Raw genomic sequence first — 17710 nt, 5'->3', positions numbered from 1 at the left:
GTCGCCGCCCGGCTGTGGCCCGGTGACCTGTCAGGACAGCGCCCAGGCGACATCCCTGAGGAGGGCATGCCGCCAGCCCGCCCGGTCGTGGCCCGACGGCGACCGCGCGACCCGTACGGTGGCGCCGGCCTGTTCGGTCAGTGTCTCGGTCAGTTCGCAGTGGGGCAGCATCCGCGTCTCGTGTTCCCCCACGTCGAACGCGAAGCGCAGCCCGGACAGGTCGGGACGCTCCCGTAGGCGCGCGGCGATGACGCCACCGACCGGACCGCCCAACGGGTCCGCCGACTCCATGGTGTCGGGCGTCCACCAGAACGACCCCGACTGGCAGGCGACGCGCGACACCAGGTCCGGGAACTCCAACGCCGCGTACATCGCGCTCAGCCCGCCGAGGCTCTGCCCGGCGACCACCAGCCGGTCAGGGTCGGCGGGTACGCCGCTCTGCGCCACCAGCGGCAGCAGTTCGTCCCGGACCGCCTCCCACAGCTCGGGCCTGCACCCGAACTCGGCGTCCCTGTCCTTGGTCGGCAGGAAGACGAGGGTGACCGGGGGCATCCCGCCAGCGGCGACGGCGGAGTCGAAAGCCGTCATCGCCGGGTGCAGGTACAGCCAGTCGTCCCCGTCGAGGAGCAGGACCACCGGTCCGCCGCCGCCCACCGGGTGGACGCGTACCGTACGCCGTCCGCCGAGCCGTCCGCCGGTCATGCGGAACCGGATGCGGGGGAGGGGCAGGACGTCGGTGGCGCCCAGGACGGGCCAGTGCGGCTGGGCCGGGGCGTCCGGGGTCGCGGCGATGGACCGGTCACCGCCCGCACCGACCGGGTTGAACGGGTCGGCGTACGCCGCGTCGCCCACGAGGATCCGGTACGTCACGCGCAGTCGGGCCGGCATGCGCACCTCGGAGTACCAGCAGTCCGTGTCGCCCCACCGGCGCAGGGGCACAGGCTCCGACCAGCTCTCGAACTCGACGCTCGCCGCGGATCCGCGCCACAGGAACAAGGTGTCCCAGCCACCGCTGCCGTCGCGGGCGGGTACGGACGCGGGTGTCTCCGCCGCCGCCCAGAACTCGTCGGTGCCGGGCTTGCCGGGCAGACCGAACTCGGCGAAGACGTGCTCCTGTTCGTTCACCAGGTGCATGAACGTCTCCTTGTGAGAGGAAAGTCGGAAGGCTAAGCTGATCACTAATTAGGCGAGGCTAACCTAATTAGATGGTTCTTTCCATCCCCGCCCCCTCTGCTGCGGGGGGCGTCGAGGGCCGCCCGAGCCTCGCCCTCGCCCCGACCCGAGGAGGCACCGAGCATGAGCACCAACCCCTTCGACGACAACGAAGGCCGATTCCTGGTCCTGGTGAACGACGAGGGTCAGTACTCCCTCTGGCCGTCCTTCGCCGAGGTGCCCGGGGGATGGGCGATCGCCTTCCCCGAGAACACCCGGGAAGCGTGCCTGGACTTCGTGGAGTCCCACTGGACGGATCTGCGCCCCCGTTCCCTCGCGGCGACCATGGACAGCTGACCCGTCACAGCCAACGGCCCTGCCGGGGACATCGGCGGCCTCGTACCGAGGAAGGAAAACCTTGATCACGGCAACGCCGCGCCCCGCCCCGCGGTCGCCCGCGCTTCTCGGGCAGACGTCCCCCGTCCGCACCGGCCGACCGGAGGACGCCGCCGCGCTCGTCGACCTGTCACAGCCCTTCGTACGCTCGGGGGCCCTGCGGGAACGGCCTGTCTCGCTCTACGCCGCGCACGCGGCCGACTTCCTCGTGACGGAGGGCCCCGACGGCACCCTCGACGGCTGCGTGGGCCTGCGAGAGCACCCGGCCGAACCGGGGGAGGGCCGGGACTGCGCCGGCGTCGTGTACAACTTCTGCGTGGCCGGGCGGCGGCAGGGAGGCGGCGTGGGAGCCACACTCCTGCGCGCCGTGCTGGCCAGGGCGCGCGCCCGGCCGCTCGGCACCCTGTTCACGGCGACGACCGGCGGTGGCGGCCTGTTCCTCCGGTACGGGTTCGCGCCCACGACCGCGCGACTGGCGCCCACGTCCTGGGCGGAGTCCCTGGACCCACGGCGCGGCGCGCGGATCCTCCGCAAGGTCCTTCAACCGTCGGTGTGAGCGCCCTGGACCCGGCCGTTGCCGGGAACCACGGTGGTGCCGGGGCCGGTCTCGCCGAGGACGCCGCGCAGCACCGCGTGCGGCACCCGGCCGTCGACCACCTGCGCCCTGCGCACGCCGCCGCGGACGGCCCGCAGGCAGCCCTCCATCTTCGGCAGCATCCCGCTCGCCAACCCCGGGAGCAGTTCCTCCAGCGCGTCGGTCGTCAGGCGCTCGATCACCTCGGTGCTGTGCGGCCAGTCCGCGTACAGCCCCGCAACGTCCGTGAGCACCACGAGCCGCTCGGCGTGGAGGGCCACGGCCAGCGCCGAGGCGGCGAGATCGGCGTTGACGTTGTAGACCTGCCCGTCCGCACCGCGTGCCACGGGGGAGACGACGGGTATGTGTCCCTGCTCCAGGAGCGTGCGCACCATGGCGGGGTTGACCTCCACGATGTCGCCGACGAGGCCGATGTCCACCGGAATGCCGTCCACGCGGGCCGCCCGCCGCACGGCGGTCATGGTGTGCGCGTCCTCGCCGGTCATCCCCACCGCGAAGGGCCCATGGGCGTTGATGTGGCCGACCAGCTCCCGCTGGACCCGGCCGCTCAGCACCATGCGCACCACGTCCATGGTCTCCGGCGTGGTGACCCGCAGTCCCGCCTCGAAGCGGGTCTCCAGGCCGAGGCGGTCGAGCATCGCGCTGATCTGCGGCCCGCCACCGTGCACGACGACCGGGCGCAGGCCCGCGCGCCGCAGCTCCACCATGTCCCGGGCGAACGTCCGTTGCAGTCCCGCGTCCACCATGGCGTTACCGCCGAACTTGACCACGACCACACCGCTCCGCGGTTCCTGCGGCCGGATCGGTGACCCGGGGGACGGATCGCCGTCCGTGCTCTCCGCGACGAGCGGACTCATCCCCCACCACCGTCCTGCGCAGCGAGCCGGTCGTCCCGATGGCATGGGCCAAACCCTCGCAGAGCCTTTTAACTAAGCCTAACCTAAGTAACAGGTGAGCGGGGGCGGAAACGGTCGGCTTCGTGAGGCTCTGGCGACACCAACTGCCCTTTGGGAGCGGGGAGTCGAGGTCGCCGCGCGGTGATCGCGGCGACCTCGTGGACTCGGTGGACGCGAGAGTTCTTCGGGTTCCGCTCTACGCGGACCGACCCTCCTGCGGGGCGTCTTCCTTGGCGTCTTCCTTGCTCGTGGCCGGGGCGGGTGCTTCGGGGGAGGTGTAGAAGACGGACGAGCCCTGCTTGGCGCGCTGGGCCTGGTTCTTGGCCACGAGCCCTTCGAGGGTGGTGCGCACGACCGTTGCCTTGATGCCGCGTTCGGGGAACTGCTGACCCAGTGACTGGGCGACCTCGGCCGCGGAGCGCGGTTCGCCCTGGCCGACGAGGTGCTCGCGGACCAGGGAGACGAGCGAGGGCTGATCAGCCTTCGGGGCCGAGGTCGGAGCCGCCTTGGCAGCTGCCTTCGGGGAGGCCTTGCGGGATGCCGCCTTCTTGTCGGCCGGCTTCGGAGCCGCCGCTTCGGACTTCTTCGCCTTCGACCGGCGGGAGGCGCCGGCCGGGGCCTTCTTCCGGGGGGCGGGCACCACCGCGGCGTGTTCGACCGCGGGTGTGGCGGACGCGGACTCGACGCCGAGGGCCTGCTGCACGTTCAGCAGCACCGTGCGGTCCTTCTCCAGGGAGGCCAACTGCTCCTGGAGAACGGCGACCTCGCCGGCGATACGGTCGTGCTCCTTGAGGTTCCGCTCCAGGTCACTGGCGACCTGAGCCGCATACTGGCTGGTCACCCCGTTTGCCTGGGTGGTGGTCTCGGACATGACGCTCACGCTCCTTGATAGGACCGGACAGGCCGCGGGCCCCCACCCCACGACATGTACGGCGATTTGTCGTAGTGATACTACGGAGCGGAACCTCACTGCTGTCGACCTGAGTCATCACCGCGTTGTTGTTGTTCGAATACTGCTACCAGTGCGACGTAAGGATTCCGTCATCAGCCACGGGGTGGGTAACAGCCGTCCTCGGCCGGTTGAATGTGAGGACGACAGGGTGAACTCCCAGGAGGCGAGGCGGAGATGGGGCGCGTACGCAAGGTACTGACCCGGCCATGGGGCATCGCGGTGCTGGTGGTGGCGGTGGGCGGTGTCGGCTTCGGTCTGTACTGGTTCCAGCCGTGGAAACTGTGGCAGGACGAGACCGTCCAAGAGGCTCTGCCGGGAGTGGTGAGCAACTCCGCTCCTCCTGTGTCGGCACCTTCGGACGAGTCCTCCCGGTCGCCCGCCCCGGCCCCCGGTCCGCACATGCTGGCGAGTGGTGAGCTGATCAGCCATGAGCACGCGACATCGGGCACGGTGAAGCTCGTACGGCTGGCCGACGGCACCCATGTCGTGCGGCTGGAGAACCTGGACACCAGCAACGGACCGGACCTGCGTGTCTGGCTGACCGACGCACCGGTGAAGCAGGGGCGGGGCGGGTGGCACGTCTTCGACGACGGAGAGTACGTCAGCCTCGGCAAGCTCAAGGGCAACAAGGGAAGCCAGAACTACGCCCTTCCCGACGGCGTGGATCCGTCGAGTTACAGCAGCGTGAGCATCTGGTGCGACCGTTTCGACGTGTCGTTCGGCGCGGCCGAACTCGCCCCCGCCTGACCGCGGTCGATCACCGGCACGGCCGTACGGTCATGCGGTGGCAGTGATGTGTGGGTGGTCCGGGCAGGACACCGGCACCCGCCGGACGAGGTTGTCGGCGAACCCGCCCGGGTTCCAGGGCTGTTGCAGTGGCTGGCTGTTTCCCGCCTCGTCGTGTGCCCGGATGCTCAGGACGTGGTCGCCCGGAGCGGCGGAGCAGGTGCAGGACCAGCGCCGCCAGGCCCATCGGTGCCCACGATCCGGTTCGAGTGGGGCGCTCTGCCATGTCAGGCCGTCGTCCGTGCTCACCTTCACCGAGGTGACCGGGGCGCGTCCGATGCGGGCGGCCGGCTCACCCGCCTCACGAGCCGCAGGGGGCCGCCGTGCTGGGCGGCAGGGGCCTGCCGTTCATCGAGTGGGCCACCAGGACTTCGGGCCCCTCGCCCAGGGCGGCGCGGAGGGACAGGCCGCGCAGGTGGTCCTGCTCGACACCGCGCTCCAGGCCGTGGTCCGCCTCGGTGAACATGACGCCCACCGCGTCCGCCTCGGCCCCGGCCTCCTCCAGGAGCAGCCGCAGGGCCACTCCCGTCCACTCCGCCGTGCCGACGGCTTCGACCAGCCGGGGCGGCCGGCTCACCGGCCTCGGTGACAGCGGGGCCCTGCCGTTGCCCGCACACTCCGTCGTCACGCGCGTGGTGACGGCGGGGCAGGCGCGCAGGTCCTCCATGGAAGGGCTGAGCGGGCGCCGTACGCGGCCGTTCACCGTCAGCCGCACGGCGGGGTCGGCCGGCAGGTGGGGATGTCGTAGTGCGTGAGGACGTAGTGCAGTCCGCGCGGGGTGAGGTCGTAGGGCATGGTCTCCAGCGGCCGGCCGTGATCGCGGGCGGCCGGCGCCGGTTCGTCCTGCCCGAGGCCTTCGCCGGGCGAGGCGAGGCGGGCGGGAGCGCTCGTCGGCGCCGCTGCACGCCTCGGTTCTGCGTATCCCCGCCCGCCGCGCATCGGAGGGACCGGACCGTCGTGGAGGCATGATCGGCACCCGGCTGCCCGCCGGCTACGGACCGCGACTCGTGCGCGAGGCACCGGCGCCCACGCTCCGAGTGCGACGAGATGGCAAGGGACCACGTCTCGACCGTCGACGCCGACTGGCTGTCCACCCACGACGCCTCCCGCCCGCAGGAGATCCTTGCCGACCTGGGACACGACCACGGACGAGGAGCAGCGGAAGGGACGGTCAGCCGCTGCCCGCGAGTTCGCCGCTGAGCGTCTTGTGGATGCGGGCGCTGGGCTCGTTGAGGCCGGTGATCTCGACGGTCTTGCCGCGCTGGGCGTACTTGTTCTCGATGGCGTCCAGGGCGGCGACGGAGGAGGCGTCCCAGATGTGGGCGGCGGACAGGTCGATGACGACCGTTTCGGCGTCGGTGGCGTAGTCGAACCGGCCGACGAGGTCGTTGGAGGAGGCGAAGAACAGCTCGCCGGTGACCCGGTAGACGACGGTCGTGCCGTCGGGGTCGGTGACGGCGGTGACCTCGGCGAGGTGGGCGACCCGCTTGGCGAAGATGACCATCGCCGTGACCGAACCGACGACGACACCGATGGCGAGGTTGTCGGTGGCGACCACGCAGACGACGGTGACCACCATGACGGTGATCTCCCCGGCCGGCATCCGCCTGAGCGTCTTCGGGGCGATGGAGTGCCAGTCGAACGTGGCCACCGACACCATGACCATCACGGCGACGAGCGCGGCCATGGGGATGTCGGAGACGACCGGCCCGAAGACGATGCACAGCACCATCAGGAAGGCGCCCGCCAGGAACGTCGACAGACGGGTACGGGCCCCGGACACCTTCACGTTGATCATCGTCTGGCCGATCATGGCGCAGCCGCCCATGCCACCGAAGAAGCCGGTGACGATGTTGGCGACGCCCTGCCCGACGGACTCTCGGGTCTTGGAGGAGTGGGTGTCGGTGATGTCGTCGACCAGCTTGGCCGTCATCAGCGACTCCATCAGCCCGACCAGGGCCATGGCGAGCGCGTAGGGGGCGACGGTGGTGAGGGTGTCCAGGGTGAAGGGCACGTCCGGCAGGCCGGGCACCGGGAGCGCGGACGGCAGGTCACCCTTGTCGCCGACGGTCGGCACCGCGATCCCCGCCGCGACGGTGATGACGGTGAGGATGACGATCGACACCAGCGGGGCCGGGACCACCTTGCTGACCCTGGGGAAGAACACCATGAGGGCCAGGCCGGCGGCGATCAGCGGATACACGGGCCAGGGCACGTCCGTCATCTCCGGCACCTGTGCCATGAAGATCAGGATGGCGAGGGAGTTGACGAAGCCGACCATCACGCTGCGCGGCACGAACCGCATCAGCTTCGCCACCCCGAGCGCACCCAGGGCGATCTGGATGACACCGGCCAGGATGACGGCCGCGACGAGATAGCCGAAGCCGTGCTCGCGGTTCAGCGGGGCGATGACCAGGGCGACCGCGCCGGTGGCCGCGGAGATCATGGCCGGCCGGCCACCGACCACGGCGGTGGTCACGGCCATCGTGAACGACGCGAACAGGCCGATGGCTGGGTCGACCCCGGCGATGATCGAGAACGAGATCGCCTCCGGGATCAGCGCCAGGGCGACCACGAGACCGGCCAGCACCTCGGTGCGCAGGACCTTCGGATCGGACAGCCAGGTGGGACGCCGGGAGCCACGCAGCCACGCGGCCGGGGACAGTGCGGAGGAGGACAAGAGAAGAGGAACCTGTCGTGCTCGGGCACACCCGGCATCACTGCGGGCACGCGGAAAGACATGGAAGCCAGAGGGCGAGGCGGCGGTGGTGGATGTGGAGCGCCGGGGAGTCCGCGAGAAGATCGGGCGGCGCCGCCCGGGGGCGAAGGGTCACGGCGGGAAGGCGGCGACGCTCGTCATCGCGGACATGCGCACGCTCTCTCCTGCGGACGTCGGACTTCGCCGGGGGCTTCGTCGGCCCCGACACGACAGATGGCGCAGGGACGGCGTCCCGCACCATCGGAACGTGCATGGCGGACGGCCGCCCCAAGGCCACGACAACTCTACCCTAACGTTAGAGTAGAGACCGGCGCCGGTTTCCGGCGGCGGTCCCGAGAGCCGAGGAAAGGCCCCGCGTGAGCAGCGAGCACATGCAGATCGGCGAGGTCGCCGCACGGACCGAGCTGTCGCTGCGCACCATCCGGCACTACGAGGAGACCGGCCTCGTCATCCCCTCCGCCCGCTCCCAGGGCGGCTTCCGCCTCTACACCGAGGCCGACGTCGCCCGCCTGATGGTCATCCGCCGGATGAAGCCCCTCGGCTTCACCCTGGACGAGATGCGGGGCCTGCTCGACGCGACGGACCGCCTGGACTCGGGTGAGGTGCTCCCGCCCGCGGAGCGCGACGAACTGCTGACGCGGATCCGCGGCTTCGAACAGGCCGCGCAGCGGCGGGTCGAGGATCTACGCGTCCAGCTGGCACGGGCGGAGGAGTTCGCGGCCGCGCTCGCCGAGCGGCTTGCGCGGACGCCGACGCCCTGAGCGGAAGACACGGACGACGACACCCTGAGGTGACGGACGCGGGAGCCCCCGACCGTCAACGGGGAGCGATCGCCGCTTCCGCCGCCGCCTTGATCCGGGCGCCGAATCCATCGGCGTCCTTGCGGGCGGCGGCGAGTGCCAAGCCGACGAGGAGCTTGCCCACGCCGTGGCCTTCCAGCACGTTGAAGAGGTGGACTCGGGTCCCGCCGCCGGGCAGCGGCTCCAGGTCGTAGCCGCCTTCGCGGGCCATGACGGTGTTCTTCGACACCTCGGCCCACCGGATCTTGACCGGGGTCTCTAGGGCGGTGATGCGGAACTCCCGGGCGGACTTCATCCCGGCGTCCTTGACGGTGCTCCGGAAGACGGTGCCCACGGTGGTCGGGGCGTCCGGGACCCGCTCGATCTTCAGCACCCGGGGACTGAACTGTGGATCGTTGCGCCCGTCGGCGAGGTAGGCGAACACCTCCTCGACGGGCCGGTCGATCTCGACGTTCGCCTCGAACTGTCCTGACATCGGCACTCCCGATCGGTCGACCCGCACCCGCACCCGCACCCGCCAGGGAACGCGCTCCCACGGCCCGTTGTGCCTGGCGGCACCGTGACCCTACGGGAGGTTCGGCGATCGTGCGCGACGAGCGTCGGAAAGGCTGCGCTCACCGAACCTCAGAACGCCGCCGATCTCCGAAACGGTGGTGAAGCGCCGGCCGGAACGGCTGCGTTCCCGTGGCGCTCGGCACTTGGCTGTCGAGTTCGACCAGGCACCTTTCGGACTGCCGTCCGACGTCGCCCGCGATCACGTACATCATCCAGGTTCACGTATGGGAACGTTTGGGAAAGTCGGGTCCGGTGCTGTCTGGAAAGCTCCGTTGCGGTGGAAACGGCTCGACGCGTAGATCAACCGTTTGCACCAGCAATGTTCTGGTGGAAGTCGCGGCGCTTGAGGGCGCCGACGTGACGCCGTCGGCCTCAAGGTGGAACGGGTCCGCGAGCGGATTCCCTTCCCCGTGGCTCAGCCTGTTCAGACCCTTGCCACCTCGCCACGGGGCCCCTATCGTCGCCGAACGGAAAGCGCTTTCCCGGAGCCGGGGACTGTTCCGGGGGCTGACCGTCGCGGTGAGCGCCGCGACTTGTGCACGAGCCGCCGGCGATCCGGCACGGGGATGTCCTGCGACATCGACGTGCCGTCGAACGAAGGGTGCACGTCATGACGGGCAGGCGTGTGACCGTCGCTCATCCTCTCCATGGTGACGGCTTCTTGTGACGTGGGGCGGTCGCGCAGGGGCTCCACCGACCCGGCGCCCGGGAGGAACGCCACTGTGGAGCGCAGCGTGGGCAGCGGGTGGCTCATCCATCTGGATTGACGGTACATAGACAATTAAACGCTGTGTGCGGCAGCAACTTGGACCAGGAAGAAACAGAGAATCGGGAGACATCCATGCAAAGAAATGTCGCTCTACGGCTGTCCGCCGCATCAGCCGCGATGGCCGTCGCGGCCGGCGTCGGTGTCGTGCTGTCGATGCCGGAGGCATCCGCGGCGACCGGTACCGCAACCGGTTACGCGACGCAGAACGGCGGTACCACCGGCGGAGCCGGTGGTACGACGGTGCGAGCCACCACCGGCACCGCCATCCACGCGGCACTGTGCGGCCGCGCCAGCAGCAGCACCCCGATCACCATCGAGGTCGAGGGGACCATCAATCACGCCAACACCGCCAAGGTGTCAGGCGCGAGTTGCAACACCGCCGCCGGGGTGATCGAGCTGAAGCAGATCAGCAACGTGACCATCGTCGGCGTCGGCAGCGGAGCCGTCTTCGACCAACTAGGCATCCACATCCGTGAGGCCAGCAACATCGTCATCCAGAACGTGACGGTCAAGAACGTGAAGAAGTCGGGCTCTCCCACGTCCAACGGCGGCGACGCCATCGGCATGGAGAGCGGCGTCCGCAACGTCTGGGTCGATCACGTGACCCTGGAGGCGTCGGGCGGTGAGTCGGAAGGGTACGACGGCCTCTTCGACATGAAGGACAACACCCAGTACGTGACGCTGTCGTACAGCATCCTGCGCAACTCCGGCCGCGGCGGTCTGGTCGGCTCCAGCGAGAGCGACCTCTCGAACGGGTACATCAGCTACCACCACAACCTGTACGAGAACATCGACTCCCGCGCGCCCCTGCTGCGCGGCGGAGTGGCCCACATGTACAACAACCACTACGTGAGCCTGAACGAGTCCGGCATCAACTCCCGTGCCGGGGCGCGCGCCAAGGTGGACAACAACTACTTCGAGGACTCCAAGGACGTCCTGGGCACCTTCTACACGGACGCGGCCGGCTACTGGCAGGTCAGCGGAAACGTTTTCGACAACGTGACGTGGTCGAGCCCCGGCACCGACAACAAGCCCGCCGGACCCAACCCGCAGTCCAACACCACGGTCAGCATCCCCTACGCCTACGCCCTCGACTCCGCCGCATGCGTGCCGGACGTCGTGAGCCGCACGGCCGGGGCCGGCAAGGGTCTCCAGGTGTCGAACGGCAGTTGCACGGTGCAGTCGCCCACGTCGACCCCCACCACCCCGCCCACGTCCTCCACGCCCACCCCGACCCCCAGTCCCACCTCGGGCCCGACCCAGCCGAGCGGGACCAACCTGAGCATCGGGGCCGGTTCGGACGGCTCCAGCAAGGCCAGCGGCACGAGCTACGGCAACGTACGGGACGGTGACCTGAACACGTACTGGTCGCCGGCCGGTTCGACCGGTGCCATCTCGATCAAGTGGGGCTCCGCCACCTCCGTGTCCAAGGTCAACATCAGGGAGGCGGCAGGATCGGCGGGTGCCATCGGGGCCTGGAAGGTGATCAACGGTGACACCGGCGCCGTTCTGACCTCGGGCAGCGGTGCGGGCGTCATCACCTTCCCGCGGACCTCGCTGAGCAAGGTCACCTTCGAGATCACCGGTTCGAGCGGCACACCGAAGGTCGCCGAGTTCGAGACCTACGCGCAGTAGACCCACGGTCCCGTCGTCCCGGTGCCGGAAGCGGCACCGGGACGCGGTCGGTCTGATTCCCCCGCCGCCGCAAGGAGACGACGAGGAAACAAGGGGAGAGGGACTCACCGTATGGGCATGTTGCCTGCTGTGGGGCGTCCCGTCCCCGCGAACTGTCGGGCGCACGATCGGAGAGCGGCGGATGCCGAGTGGACTGGTCGCGCTGGCGCTCGGCGGATTCGGCATCGGCCTGACCGAGTTCCTGATCGCCGGACTGCTGCCGCAGGTGGCGTCGAGCTTCGCGGTGTCCGAGGCAGCGGCGGGCCGGCTGATCTCCGGGTACGCGCTGAGTGTGGCGGTCGGCGCGATCGCGCTGACCGCGGCGACGGTTCGGCTGCCCCGCAAGAGCGTCCTGGTCGGCCTGGTGGCGCTGTTCGTCGTCGGCAACCTGGTGTCCGCTGTCGCGCCGAGCTACCGGGTGATGCTGTTCGGCCGGATCGTCGCGGCGTTGTGCCACGGTTCGTTCTTCGGCATCGGCTCGCTCGTCGCACGCAGCCTTGTCGCGCCGGAGAAGAAGTCCCGCGCGGTGGCGGTCATGTTCGCCGGGCTGACGGTCGCCAACGTGCTGGGCGTGCCGTTCGGTGCGCTGGTCGGTGAACGCTGGGGCTGGAGGGCGGCCTTCTGGGCGGTCACCGCGATCGGCGTGCTCGCGCTGACGGGCATCGTGGCCCTCGTCCCCGCCTGGGCGGGAGAGACGCGGCCGTCGGCGGCGCCGGGCGGTTCGGACCCGATGCCGCCCAGCGGCCTGCGGGCCCAGTTCCGCGCGTTCCGCTCCTGGCAGGTCTGGCTGACCCTGACGGCCACCGCACTCGGCTACGGCGGGATGTTCGGCGCGTTCAGCTATATCGCCTACACCTTCACCGAGGTCGGCGGATTCTCCTCGTCGGACATCGCCTGGCTGCTGATGGTGTACGGCGTCGGCCTGGTCGTCGGCAACATGGTCGGCGGGCGGGCGGCCGACCATGACCGCGACCGCGCCCTGGTGCTCGCCCTGCTCGGGCTCGCCGTCACCCTGACCCTGTTCGGTCTGCTGGCCGAGAGCCCCACGGCGTCGGTGATACTCGTGTTCCTCATGGGCGTGTTCGGGTTCGCCGGTGTGCCCGGCATGATCACTCGCGTCACCGACTTCGCCCACGGGGCGGCACTGGCCGCAAGCGCGAACGTGTCCGCGTCGAATGTGGGCAACGCCCTCGGCGCCTGGCTCGGAGGCCTGGCCATCACCGCCGGCCTCGGCTACACCGCGCCGCTCTACGTCGGCGCCGGCATCGTCCTGATCGCCGTGGTCGTCATGGTCGTAGCCGCACACCAGGCCCGGTCACCGGCGCGGCAGACGGACCACCTCAGCTGAACAGGCAACGCGACCGGCCGAAGTCGGGTGCCCGGCCCGCCCCTTGGAGGCAATGAGCGGCGGCCCGCCACCAGCGACCGCGTGGCGGCCCGCCACCACTCGGCGGGCCGCCACGTCGGGACGGTGCCGGGTGGCCGCCCGGCCCGTTCCGTCCTGCTCAGGCCGCTGTCACGTCGTCGATCTCCGGATCGCGCAGCCGCGGGATGAACAGCGAGAGCACCAGGGCCAGGAGGGTGACGAGGGCGCCGAGCCAGAAGACCCAGGCGTAACCGGCGTCCTGGTAGAAGGAGGTGCCGTCGACCACGGTGCTGTGCGCGTTGAGGAGGGCGTAGGCGCCGGCGGTGACGATCGCGCCGAACAGGCTGATGAGCATGTTGAGCATGCCGCTGCCCAGTCCCTGTTCGTCGCGCGAGACGACGCCGACGACGAGCACCGGCGCGGTCGCCACCACGATGCCGGCACCGATGTTGGCGACGCAGGACGTCAGCATCAGTTCCGTCTCGCCGCCGTGGAAGAAGCCGACGAGCGTGTAGCCCACCGCCATGACCACCAGGCCGGCGATCCAGACCTTGCGGGGATCGAGAAGGCGCAGGAAGCGGCTGACGAAGAGGCCGGTTCCGAACATCACCAGGTTCCAGCTCACGCTGACCACGGCGTTGTGCTGTGCCGTCCAGCCCAGGCCGGCGGAGACGCCGGGGATGTGCGGGAACAGCGCGAGCAGGATGGCGAGACCGGGCATGGTGAACGCGACGGTCTGGGCGAGGCCGCCCGCCGTGAGGGCGAGAGCCACGGGCCGGCGCCGGAGAACCCCCAGATCCAGGATGGGGTGCGCGCTGGCCCGCTCGACGAACAGGAAGGCGGTCAGCGCCACGGCCCCGGCCGCGAGCCAGCCCATTGTCCTGCCGTCCGCCCAGCCCCAGCTCTGACCCTGGCCGACGGCATAGACCACGGCGGTCAGACCACCGCCGAGGACCAGGCCGCCGAGCCAGTCGAAGCCCCGGTCGAAGGAGTGCCGCGGCGTCTCCGGCACCAGAAGGGCGACCAGCACGAAGGCGATGCCGGTGGCGATGGCGAGGAACCAGAGGGCACCGCGGTAGCCCCAGTTGTCGACGAGCCACCCCGCCAGGAACGGTGTGCCGAGGGCCACCAGTCCGACGCTGCTGCCCATGATGCCGCTGGCCGACTTGACCAGCCGGCGCGGGAAGAGGTCCCGGACCGCGGCGAAGGACAGGGCGCCGAACGGCCCGTAGAAGCCGGCGACGGCCCGGCCGACCAGCACCAGCCAGAACTCGCCGGCCAGGGCGGCCAGGGCCTCGCCGCCGGCGCCCAACGCCATCATGGCGAGCATGACGCGCTTCCTGCCGTACAGGTCGCCCAGCTTCATGGCGAACGGCGTGAGCAGGGTGGACACCAGGGTGAGCGTCAGGCCGAACCACGCGACCTGGGTGGTGTGGAAGCTCTGGGCGACGCTCGCCGTGGCGTTGGCACCGAGGATCCCGCCCGCGGCCAGCAACTGAGTGGGCCAGGCGAGGGCGATCAGGACCGCGACCAGACGGAGATTCCATCGTCCGCCCGTCTCGGCAGGAGGCGCGCTGTCGAGTGAGGGGCTTGGTGACGTCGATGTCACGCCATGCCCTCCTTTCACGGAGGTGCCGAAGGGAGTGAGAGGCGATGTGGGGGGGCGTTATGGGGGGTGCGCGGATGAACGAGGCCGCCGTTACGCGTCGCTAACCGGGAGGTGACAGCGTGGCAATCCGTCGTCGCGTGAGGTCGATGATGACCCGAACACCTAGTGCTCGCTAGGTTTCCATCGCGTGACCCACATCACAGGCGTGAGGGACTCCCGGTCCGCCGCCGACACCGCGCGCCATCCCGGTACGGTTCTGGCATGGCGACACCCAGGGGGCCGCGCGGCGGCTATACGGCAGGCCGGGCCCGGCGTACGCAGATCCTCGAGGCGGCGCTGCTGCGCTTCGGGCAGGACGGCTACCGGAAGACCTCACTCGCCCGTATCGCCCGGGACGCCGAGATCACCGACGCCGGGCTGCTGCACCACTTCCGCGACAAGCAGCAGCTCCTGCTGGCCGTGACGGAGCACTGGCACGACCGCATGGACACCCAGTGGCAGCGGGTCTCGGGGTCGGTGCGCGACGCCTTCCGCTGTCACCTGGAGGACACCGCCGAGCGGCTCACCATGCCGGGCATGGTGGAACTCGCCGTCGTGGTCGCGGCCGAGGCGACCGCGCCCGACCACCCCGCCCACGACTTCTTCACCCGCTGGCAGGAGAAGGGCGTGAAGGAGCTTGCCGAGCGGCTGTCCGCCGGGAGCGAGAGCGGTGAACTCCTGACGGACCTGGACCACGGCGGCATAGCCCGCGAGTGCGCGGCCCTCGACGCCGGCCTGCGCCAGCAGTGGCTCGCCAGCGGTCGTTCCTTCGATCTCATCGCGGTCATGCGCGCCCATCTCGACCGCCTCATGCGCTCCATCTCCACCGACGGGCAGGGGCTGTAGGAAGTCCGGGCTCCGGCTGCGGCCGGAACGCCGGGTCACTGGCATGTCATGTACGCGCCAAGGTAGAGCCTTCGGGGGTGTGTCCCACATCACACAGCCCAAGACCTAGTGGTCACTAGGTTTTGGCGCGCATGATCGAGCCTGCTCCCCTTCGCCCGATCTCACCCACCACACGCACCACCCGCGCCCACCGCGCCGAGGACTCGACATGCCCCACTTCCGGACCGCCCGCGTCATCGCCCCCTGCCGACAGGCGGATCCATCCGCCGCCGCGGTGCGCCCAGCCGTTCTCCTGCGCGGCGAGTTCACCGCTCGGGCGACGGTCACAGCGGCCCGGCTCTCCGTCACCGCGCTCGGCGTCTACGAGCTGGAACTCAACGGAACCGTGGTGGGCGACCACGTCCTGGCACCCGGCTGGACGAGCTACCGCCACCGCCACCGCTACCAGGTCTTCGACGTGACGCACCTGGTCCGCGACGGCGGCAACGCCTGGGGCGCCCACCTGGCCGACGGCTGGTACCGGGGCCTGCTCGGCTTCAACGGCGGCACCCGGAACATCTACGGCGACGACACCGGACTGCTCGCCGAGCTGTCGATCGAGTACGCCGACGGCACCAGCGACACCGTCGCCACCGGGGCGGACTGGCGCTGGAGCCCGGGACCCGTCCTCGCCGCCGGTCTGTACGAGGGCGAGGAGTACGACGCCCGCCGCGCACAGGCCGGATTCAGTGAAACCGGCTTCGACGACTCCTCATGGGAACCCGTACGGCTCCTGGAGTTCGACACCGGTGTGCTGTTCCCGGCCGACAGCCCGCCGGTGCGCCGTGTCGAGACCCTCACCCCTGTCGCCGTCTCCACCTCACCCACCGGCCGGACCGTCGTGGACTTCGGCCAGAACCTCGTCGGACGGCTGCGCATCCGTGTCCGCGGCGAGGCCGGCCGCACGGTCACCCTCCGCCACGCCGAGGTCCTCGAGGACGGCGAGCTGTGCACACGCCCGCTGCGGCACGCCACCGCCACCGACCGCTACACCCTGTGCGGGGACCAAGAGGGCGAGGTGTGGGAGCCCCGCTTCACCTTCCACGGCTTCCGCTACGCCGAGATCGACGGCTGGCCGGGCGAGCCGGACCCGGCCGGCATCACGGCCGTGGTCCTGCACAGCGACCTGCGCCGCACCGGATGGTTCTCCTGCTCGGACGCCTCCCTGAACCGGCTGCACGAGAACGTGGTGTGGGGGATGCGCGGCAACTTCGTCGACGTACCCACCGACTGCCCGCAGCGAGACGAGCGGCTCGGCTGGACCGGCGACGTCCAGGTCTTCGCTCCCACCGCCGCCTTCCTCTACGACGTCCGCGACTTCCTGCGCTCGTGGCTGCGCGACCTGGCCGCCGACCAGAGCGACGACGCGCGCGGCGTACCGCCCGTGTTCAGTCCCGACATCCCGGTGATCACGCCGGTGCCGATCCCGCCCGGCAATCCGCCGATGGCCGGCTGGTGCGACGCGGCCGTCATCGTCCCCTGGGTGCTGTACGAGCGCTACGGCGACATCGAGGTGCTCCGCACCCAGTACCCCTCGATGCGGGACTGGGTCGACGCCGTCGACCGCATCGCCGGACCCGGCCGGATCTGGGGCGAGGGCTTCCAGTTCGGCGACTGGCTCGACCCCGCCGCACCCGCGGACGACCCCGGGCGGGCGATGACCTCCTCCTGCCTGGTCGCCACGGCGTACTTCGCGCACTCCGCCCGCCTGCTGGCCCGAGCGGCACGTCTGCTGGACGAGAAGGACGACGCCGAGCGCTGTCACGCGCTGGCCGACTCGGTCCGCGACGCCTTCCTCGGCCGCTTCCACAGCGGGGGCGGACGGCTGACGGAGGAGACCCAGACCGCGTACGCCCTCGCCCTGTCCTTCCGGCTGATCGAGGACGACGCCGAACGTGCCGAGGCCGGGCGCCGGCTGGCCGCCCTGGTCGCCGAGGGCGGACACCGCATCGGCACCGGGTTTCTCGGCACCCCGCTGGTGTGCGACGCGCTGACCGACACCGGACACGTGGACACCGCCTACCGGCTGCTGACCCAGCGCTCCCGCCCGTCCTGGCTGTACCAGGTCGACATGGGCGCCACCACCGTCTGGGAACGCTGGGACAGCATGCTCCCCGACGGCCGGGTCAACCCCGGCGAGATGACCTCCTTCAACCACTACGCGTTCGGAGCCGTCGCCGACTGGATGCACCGCACCGTCGCCGGTCTGGCACCCGCCGAGCCTGGCTATCGCCGGCTCCTGGTCCGGCCCCGTCCCGGCGGCGGCCTCACCTGGGCGCGGGCCGCGCACGAGACGCCGTACGGCCGGGCCGAGGCCGGCTGGAGCGTCGCGGGCGGCACGCTGCTCGTCGAACTCCTCGTGCCGCCCCGCGTCACCGCGCTGGTCGACCTGCCGGGCGCCGAGCCCGTGGAAGCCGGTCCCGGTCGGCACTCCTTCCACCTGCCCTTCTCCGCACCCACGGGCTGACGTCCCGGAAGCCCGGCCTTTCACATCCATCTGCTCACCGGCTCACACAA

General features: G+C 70.6%; 17 protein-coding genes. 8 read left to right on the top strand and 9 right to left on the bottom strand.

Translation table 11 applies throughout. The features are described from left to right. Positions 1 to 30: 30 nt before the first annotated feature. Positions 31 to 1134: an alpha/beta hydrolase-fold protein gene (locus ACFWJX_RS17110; protein ID WP_383243164.1), complete on the bottom strand. Its 1104-nt coding sequence runs from the start codon at positions 1132 to 1134 to the stop codon at positions 31 to 33. Between the two features lie 162 nt (positions 1135 to 1296). Here ACFWJX_RS17110 and ACFWJX_RS17105 point away from each other — a divergent pair, with 162 nt between their 5' ends. Both ACFWJX_RS17105 and ACFWJX_RS17100 read left to right on the top strand, forming a co-directional pair. Then, positions 1297 to 1509 carry an MbtH family protein gene (locus ACFWJX_RS17105; RefSeq protein ID WP_383243161.1) on the top strand — a complete coding sequence of 71 codons (213 nt, stop codon included), beginning with the start codon at positions 1297 to 1299 and terminating at the stop codon, positions 1507 to 1509. Positions 1510 to 1570: 61 nt separating this feature from the next. Then, positions 1571 to 2104, top strand: coding sequence for a GNAT family N-acetyltransferase (locus ACFWJX_RS17100; RefSeq protein WP_383243159.1), 534 nt, complete (start codon positions 1571 to 1573; stop codon positions 2102 to 2104). On the opposite strand, the gene argB is transcribed toward ACFWJX_RS17100, so the two are convergent. Both argB and ACFWJX_RS17090 read right to left on the bottom strand, forming a co-directional pair. Next, positions 2089 to 2889 (bottom strand): acetylglutamate kinase, encoded by an 801-nt coding sequence (gene argB / locus ACFWJX_RS17095; RefSeq protein ID WP_383244002.1) that lies wholly within the window; start codon positions 2887 to 2889, stop codon positions 2089 to 2091. The genes ACFWJX_RS17100 and argB overlap by 16 nt on opposite strands. Positions 2890 to 3235: 346 nt before the next feature. After that, a complete protein-coding gene (locus tag ACFWJX_RS17090) occupies positions 3236 to 3910 on the bottom strand; it encodes a hypothetical protein (protein ID WP_383243156.1) in 675 nt (224 codons plus the stop codon). A gap of 255 nt (positions 3911 to 4165) precedes the next feature. Here ACFWJX_RS17090 and ACFWJX_RS17085 point away from each other — a divergent pair, with 255 nt between their 5' ends. Next, positions 4166 to 4738 carry a DM13 domain-containing protein gene (locus tag ACFWJX_RS17085; protein WP_383243153.1) on the top strand — a complete coding sequence of 191 codons (573 nt, stop codon included), beginning with the start codon at positions 4166 to 4168 and terminating at the stop codon, positions 4736 to 4738. A gap of 30 nt (positions 4739 to 4768) precedes the next feature. On the opposite strand, the gene ACFWJX_RS17080 is transcribed toward ACFWJX_RS17085, so the two are convergent. The 4 genes from ACFWJX_RS17080 to ACFWJX_RS17065 form a co-directional block, all read right to left on the bottom strand. Further along, positions 4769 to 5032: a hypothetical protein gene (locus ACFWJX_RS17080; protein WP_383243150.1), complete on the bottom strand. Its 264-nt coding sequence runs from the start codon at positions 5030 to 5032 to the stop codon at positions 4769 to 4771. A 46-nt stretch (positions 5033 to 5078) separates the two neighbouring features. Continuing rightward, positions 5079 to 5492, bottom strand: coding sequence for a molybdopterin-dependent oxidoreductase (locus ACFWJX_RS17075; RefSeq protein WP_383243147.1), 414 nt, complete (start codon positions 5490 to 5492; stop codon positions 5079 to 5081). Continuing rightward, a complete protein-coding gene (locus ACFWJX_RS17070) occupies positions 5483 to 5716 on the bottom strand; it encodes a hypothetical protein (protein WP_383243145.1) in 234 nt (77 codons plus the stop codon). Before ACFWJX_RS17070 ends, ACFWJX_RS17075 begins: the two co-directional genes overlap by 10 nt. A 232-nt stretch (positions 5717 to 5948) precedes the next feature. Next, entirely contained in the window at positions 5949 to 7457 is a 1509-nt protein-coding gene (locus tag ACFWJX_RS17065) for a SulP family inorganic anion transporter (protein ID WP_383243142.1), read from the bottom strand. Positions 7458 to 7852: 395 nt separating this feature from the next. Here ACFWJX_RS17065 and ACFWJX_RS17060 point away from each other — a divergent pair, with 395 nt between their 5' ends. Then, positions 7853 to 8257 (top strand): MerR family transcriptional regulator, encoded by a 405-nt coding sequence (locus tag ACFWJX_RS17060; protein ID WP_383243139.1) that lies wholly within the window; start codon positions 7853 to 7855, stop codon positions 8255 to 8257. Positions 8258 to 8312: 55 nt separating this feature from the next. On the opposite strand, the gene ACFWJX_RS17055 is transcribed toward ACFWJX_RS17060, so the two are convergent. Continuing rightward, positions 8313 to 8771 (bottom strand): SRPBCC family protein, encoded by a 459-nt coding sequence (locus tag ACFWJX_RS17055; protein WP_383243136.1) that lies wholly within the window; start codon positions 8769 to 8771, stop codon positions 8313 to 8315. 921 nt (positions 8772 to 9692) lie between these two features. On the opposite strand from ACFWJX_RS17055, the gene ACFWJX_RS17050 reads away from it, so the two are divergent. Then, positions 9693 to 11255, top strand: a complete 1563-nt coding sequence (locus tag ACFWJX_RS17050; RefSeq protein WP_383243134.1) for a polysaccharide lyase family 1 protein — start codon at positions 9693 to 9695, stop codon at positions 11253 to 11255. A 181-nt stretch (positions 11256 to 11436) separates the two neighbouring features. Beyond that, complete coding sequence (locus ACFWJX_RS17045) at positions 11437 to 12642, top strand: MFS transporter (protein ID WP_383243131.1); 1206 nt, start codon at positions 11437 to 11439, stop codon at positions 12640 to 12642. A 157-nt stretch (positions 12643 to 12799) separates the two neighbouring features. Here ACFWJX_RS17045 and ACFWJX_RS17040 read toward each other — a convergent pair whose 3' ends face one another. After that, positions 12800 to 14269, bottom strand: a complete 1470-nt coding sequence (locus ACFWJX_RS17040; RefSeq protein ID WP_383243128.1) for an MFS transporter — start codon at positions 14267 to 14269, stop codon at positions 12800 to 12802. 261 nt (positions 14270 to 14530) lie between these two features. On the opposite strand from ACFWJX_RS17040, the gene ACFWJX_RS17035 reads away from it, so the two are divergent. Together ACFWJX_RS17035 and ACFWJX_RS17030 are read left to right on the top strand one after the other, a co-directional pair. Then, positions 14531 to 15154, top strand: a complete 624-nt coding sequence (locus tag ACFWJX_RS17035; protein ID WP_383243125.1) for a TetR/AcrR family transcriptional regulator — start codon at positions 14531 to 14533, stop codon at positions 15152 to 15154. 208 nt (positions 15155 to 15362) lie between these two features. Beyond that, on the top strand, positions 15363 to 17660 hold the full coding sequence (locus ACFWJX_RS17030) for a family 78 glycoside hydrolase catalytic domain (protein ID WP_383243122.1): 2298 nt from the start codon (positions 15363 to 15365) through the stop codon (positions 17658 to 17660). Positions 17661 to 17710: the final 50 nt, after the last annotated feature.

It is taken from the genome of Streptomyces sp. NPDC058335 (genome assembly GCF_042723915.1).
Lineage (GTDB): Bacteria > Actinomycetota > Actinomycetes > Streptomycetales > Streptomycetaceae > Streptomyces.
Note: the sequence above shows the minus strand (reverse complement) of the source record. Positions and strands in the feature narration are given on the sequence as shown.

Bases quoted from the DNA above. Each gene is read 5' to 3' on its own strand.
- ACFWJX_RS17050 (WP_383243134.1), top strand. From the start codon at position 9,693: ATGCAAAGAAATGTCGCTCTACGGCTGTCCGCCGCATCAGCCGCGATG.
- ACFWJX_RS17105 (WP_383243161.1), top strand. From the start codon at position 1,297: ATGAGCACCAACCCCTTCGACGACAACGAAGGCCGATTCCTGGTCCTG.
- ACFWJX_RS17085 (WP_383243153.1), top strand. From the start codon at position 4,166: ATGGGGCGCGTACGCAAGGTACTGACCCGGCCATGGGGCATCGCGGTG.
- ACFWJX_RS17110 (WP_383243164.1), bottom strand. From the start codon at position 1,134: ATGCACCTGGTGAACGAACAGGAGCACGTCTTCGCCGAGTTCGGTCTG.
- argB (WP_383244002.1), bottom strand. From the start codon at position 2,889: ATGGTGGACGCGGGACTGCAACGGACGTTCGCCCGGGACATGGTGGAG.
- ACFWJX_RS17055 (WP_383243136.1), bottom strand. From the start codon at position 8,771: ATGTCAGGACAGTTCGAGGCGAACGTCGAGATCGACCGGCCCGTCGAG.
- ACFWJX_RS17035 (WP_383243125.1), top strand. From the start codon at position 14,531: ATGGCGACACCCAGGGGGCCGCGCGGCGGCTATACGGCAGGCCGGGCC.
- ACFWJX_RS17090 (WP_383243156.1), bottom strand. From the start codon at position 3,910: ATGTCCGAGACCACCACCCAGGCAAACGGGGTGACCAGCCAGTATGCG.
- ACFWJX_RS17070 (WP_383243145.1), bottom strand. From the start codon at position 5,716: ATGCGCGGCGGGCGGGGATACGCAGAACCGAGGCGTGCAGCGGCGCCG.
- ACFWJX_RS17030 (WP_383243122.1), top strand. From the start codon at position 15,363: ATGCCCCACTTCCGGACCGCCCGCGTCATCGCCCCCTGCCGACAGGCG.
- ACFWJX_RS17045 (WP_383243131.1), top strand. From the start codon at position 11,437: ATGCCGAGTGGACTGGTCGCGCTGGCGCTCGGCGGATTCGGCATCGGC.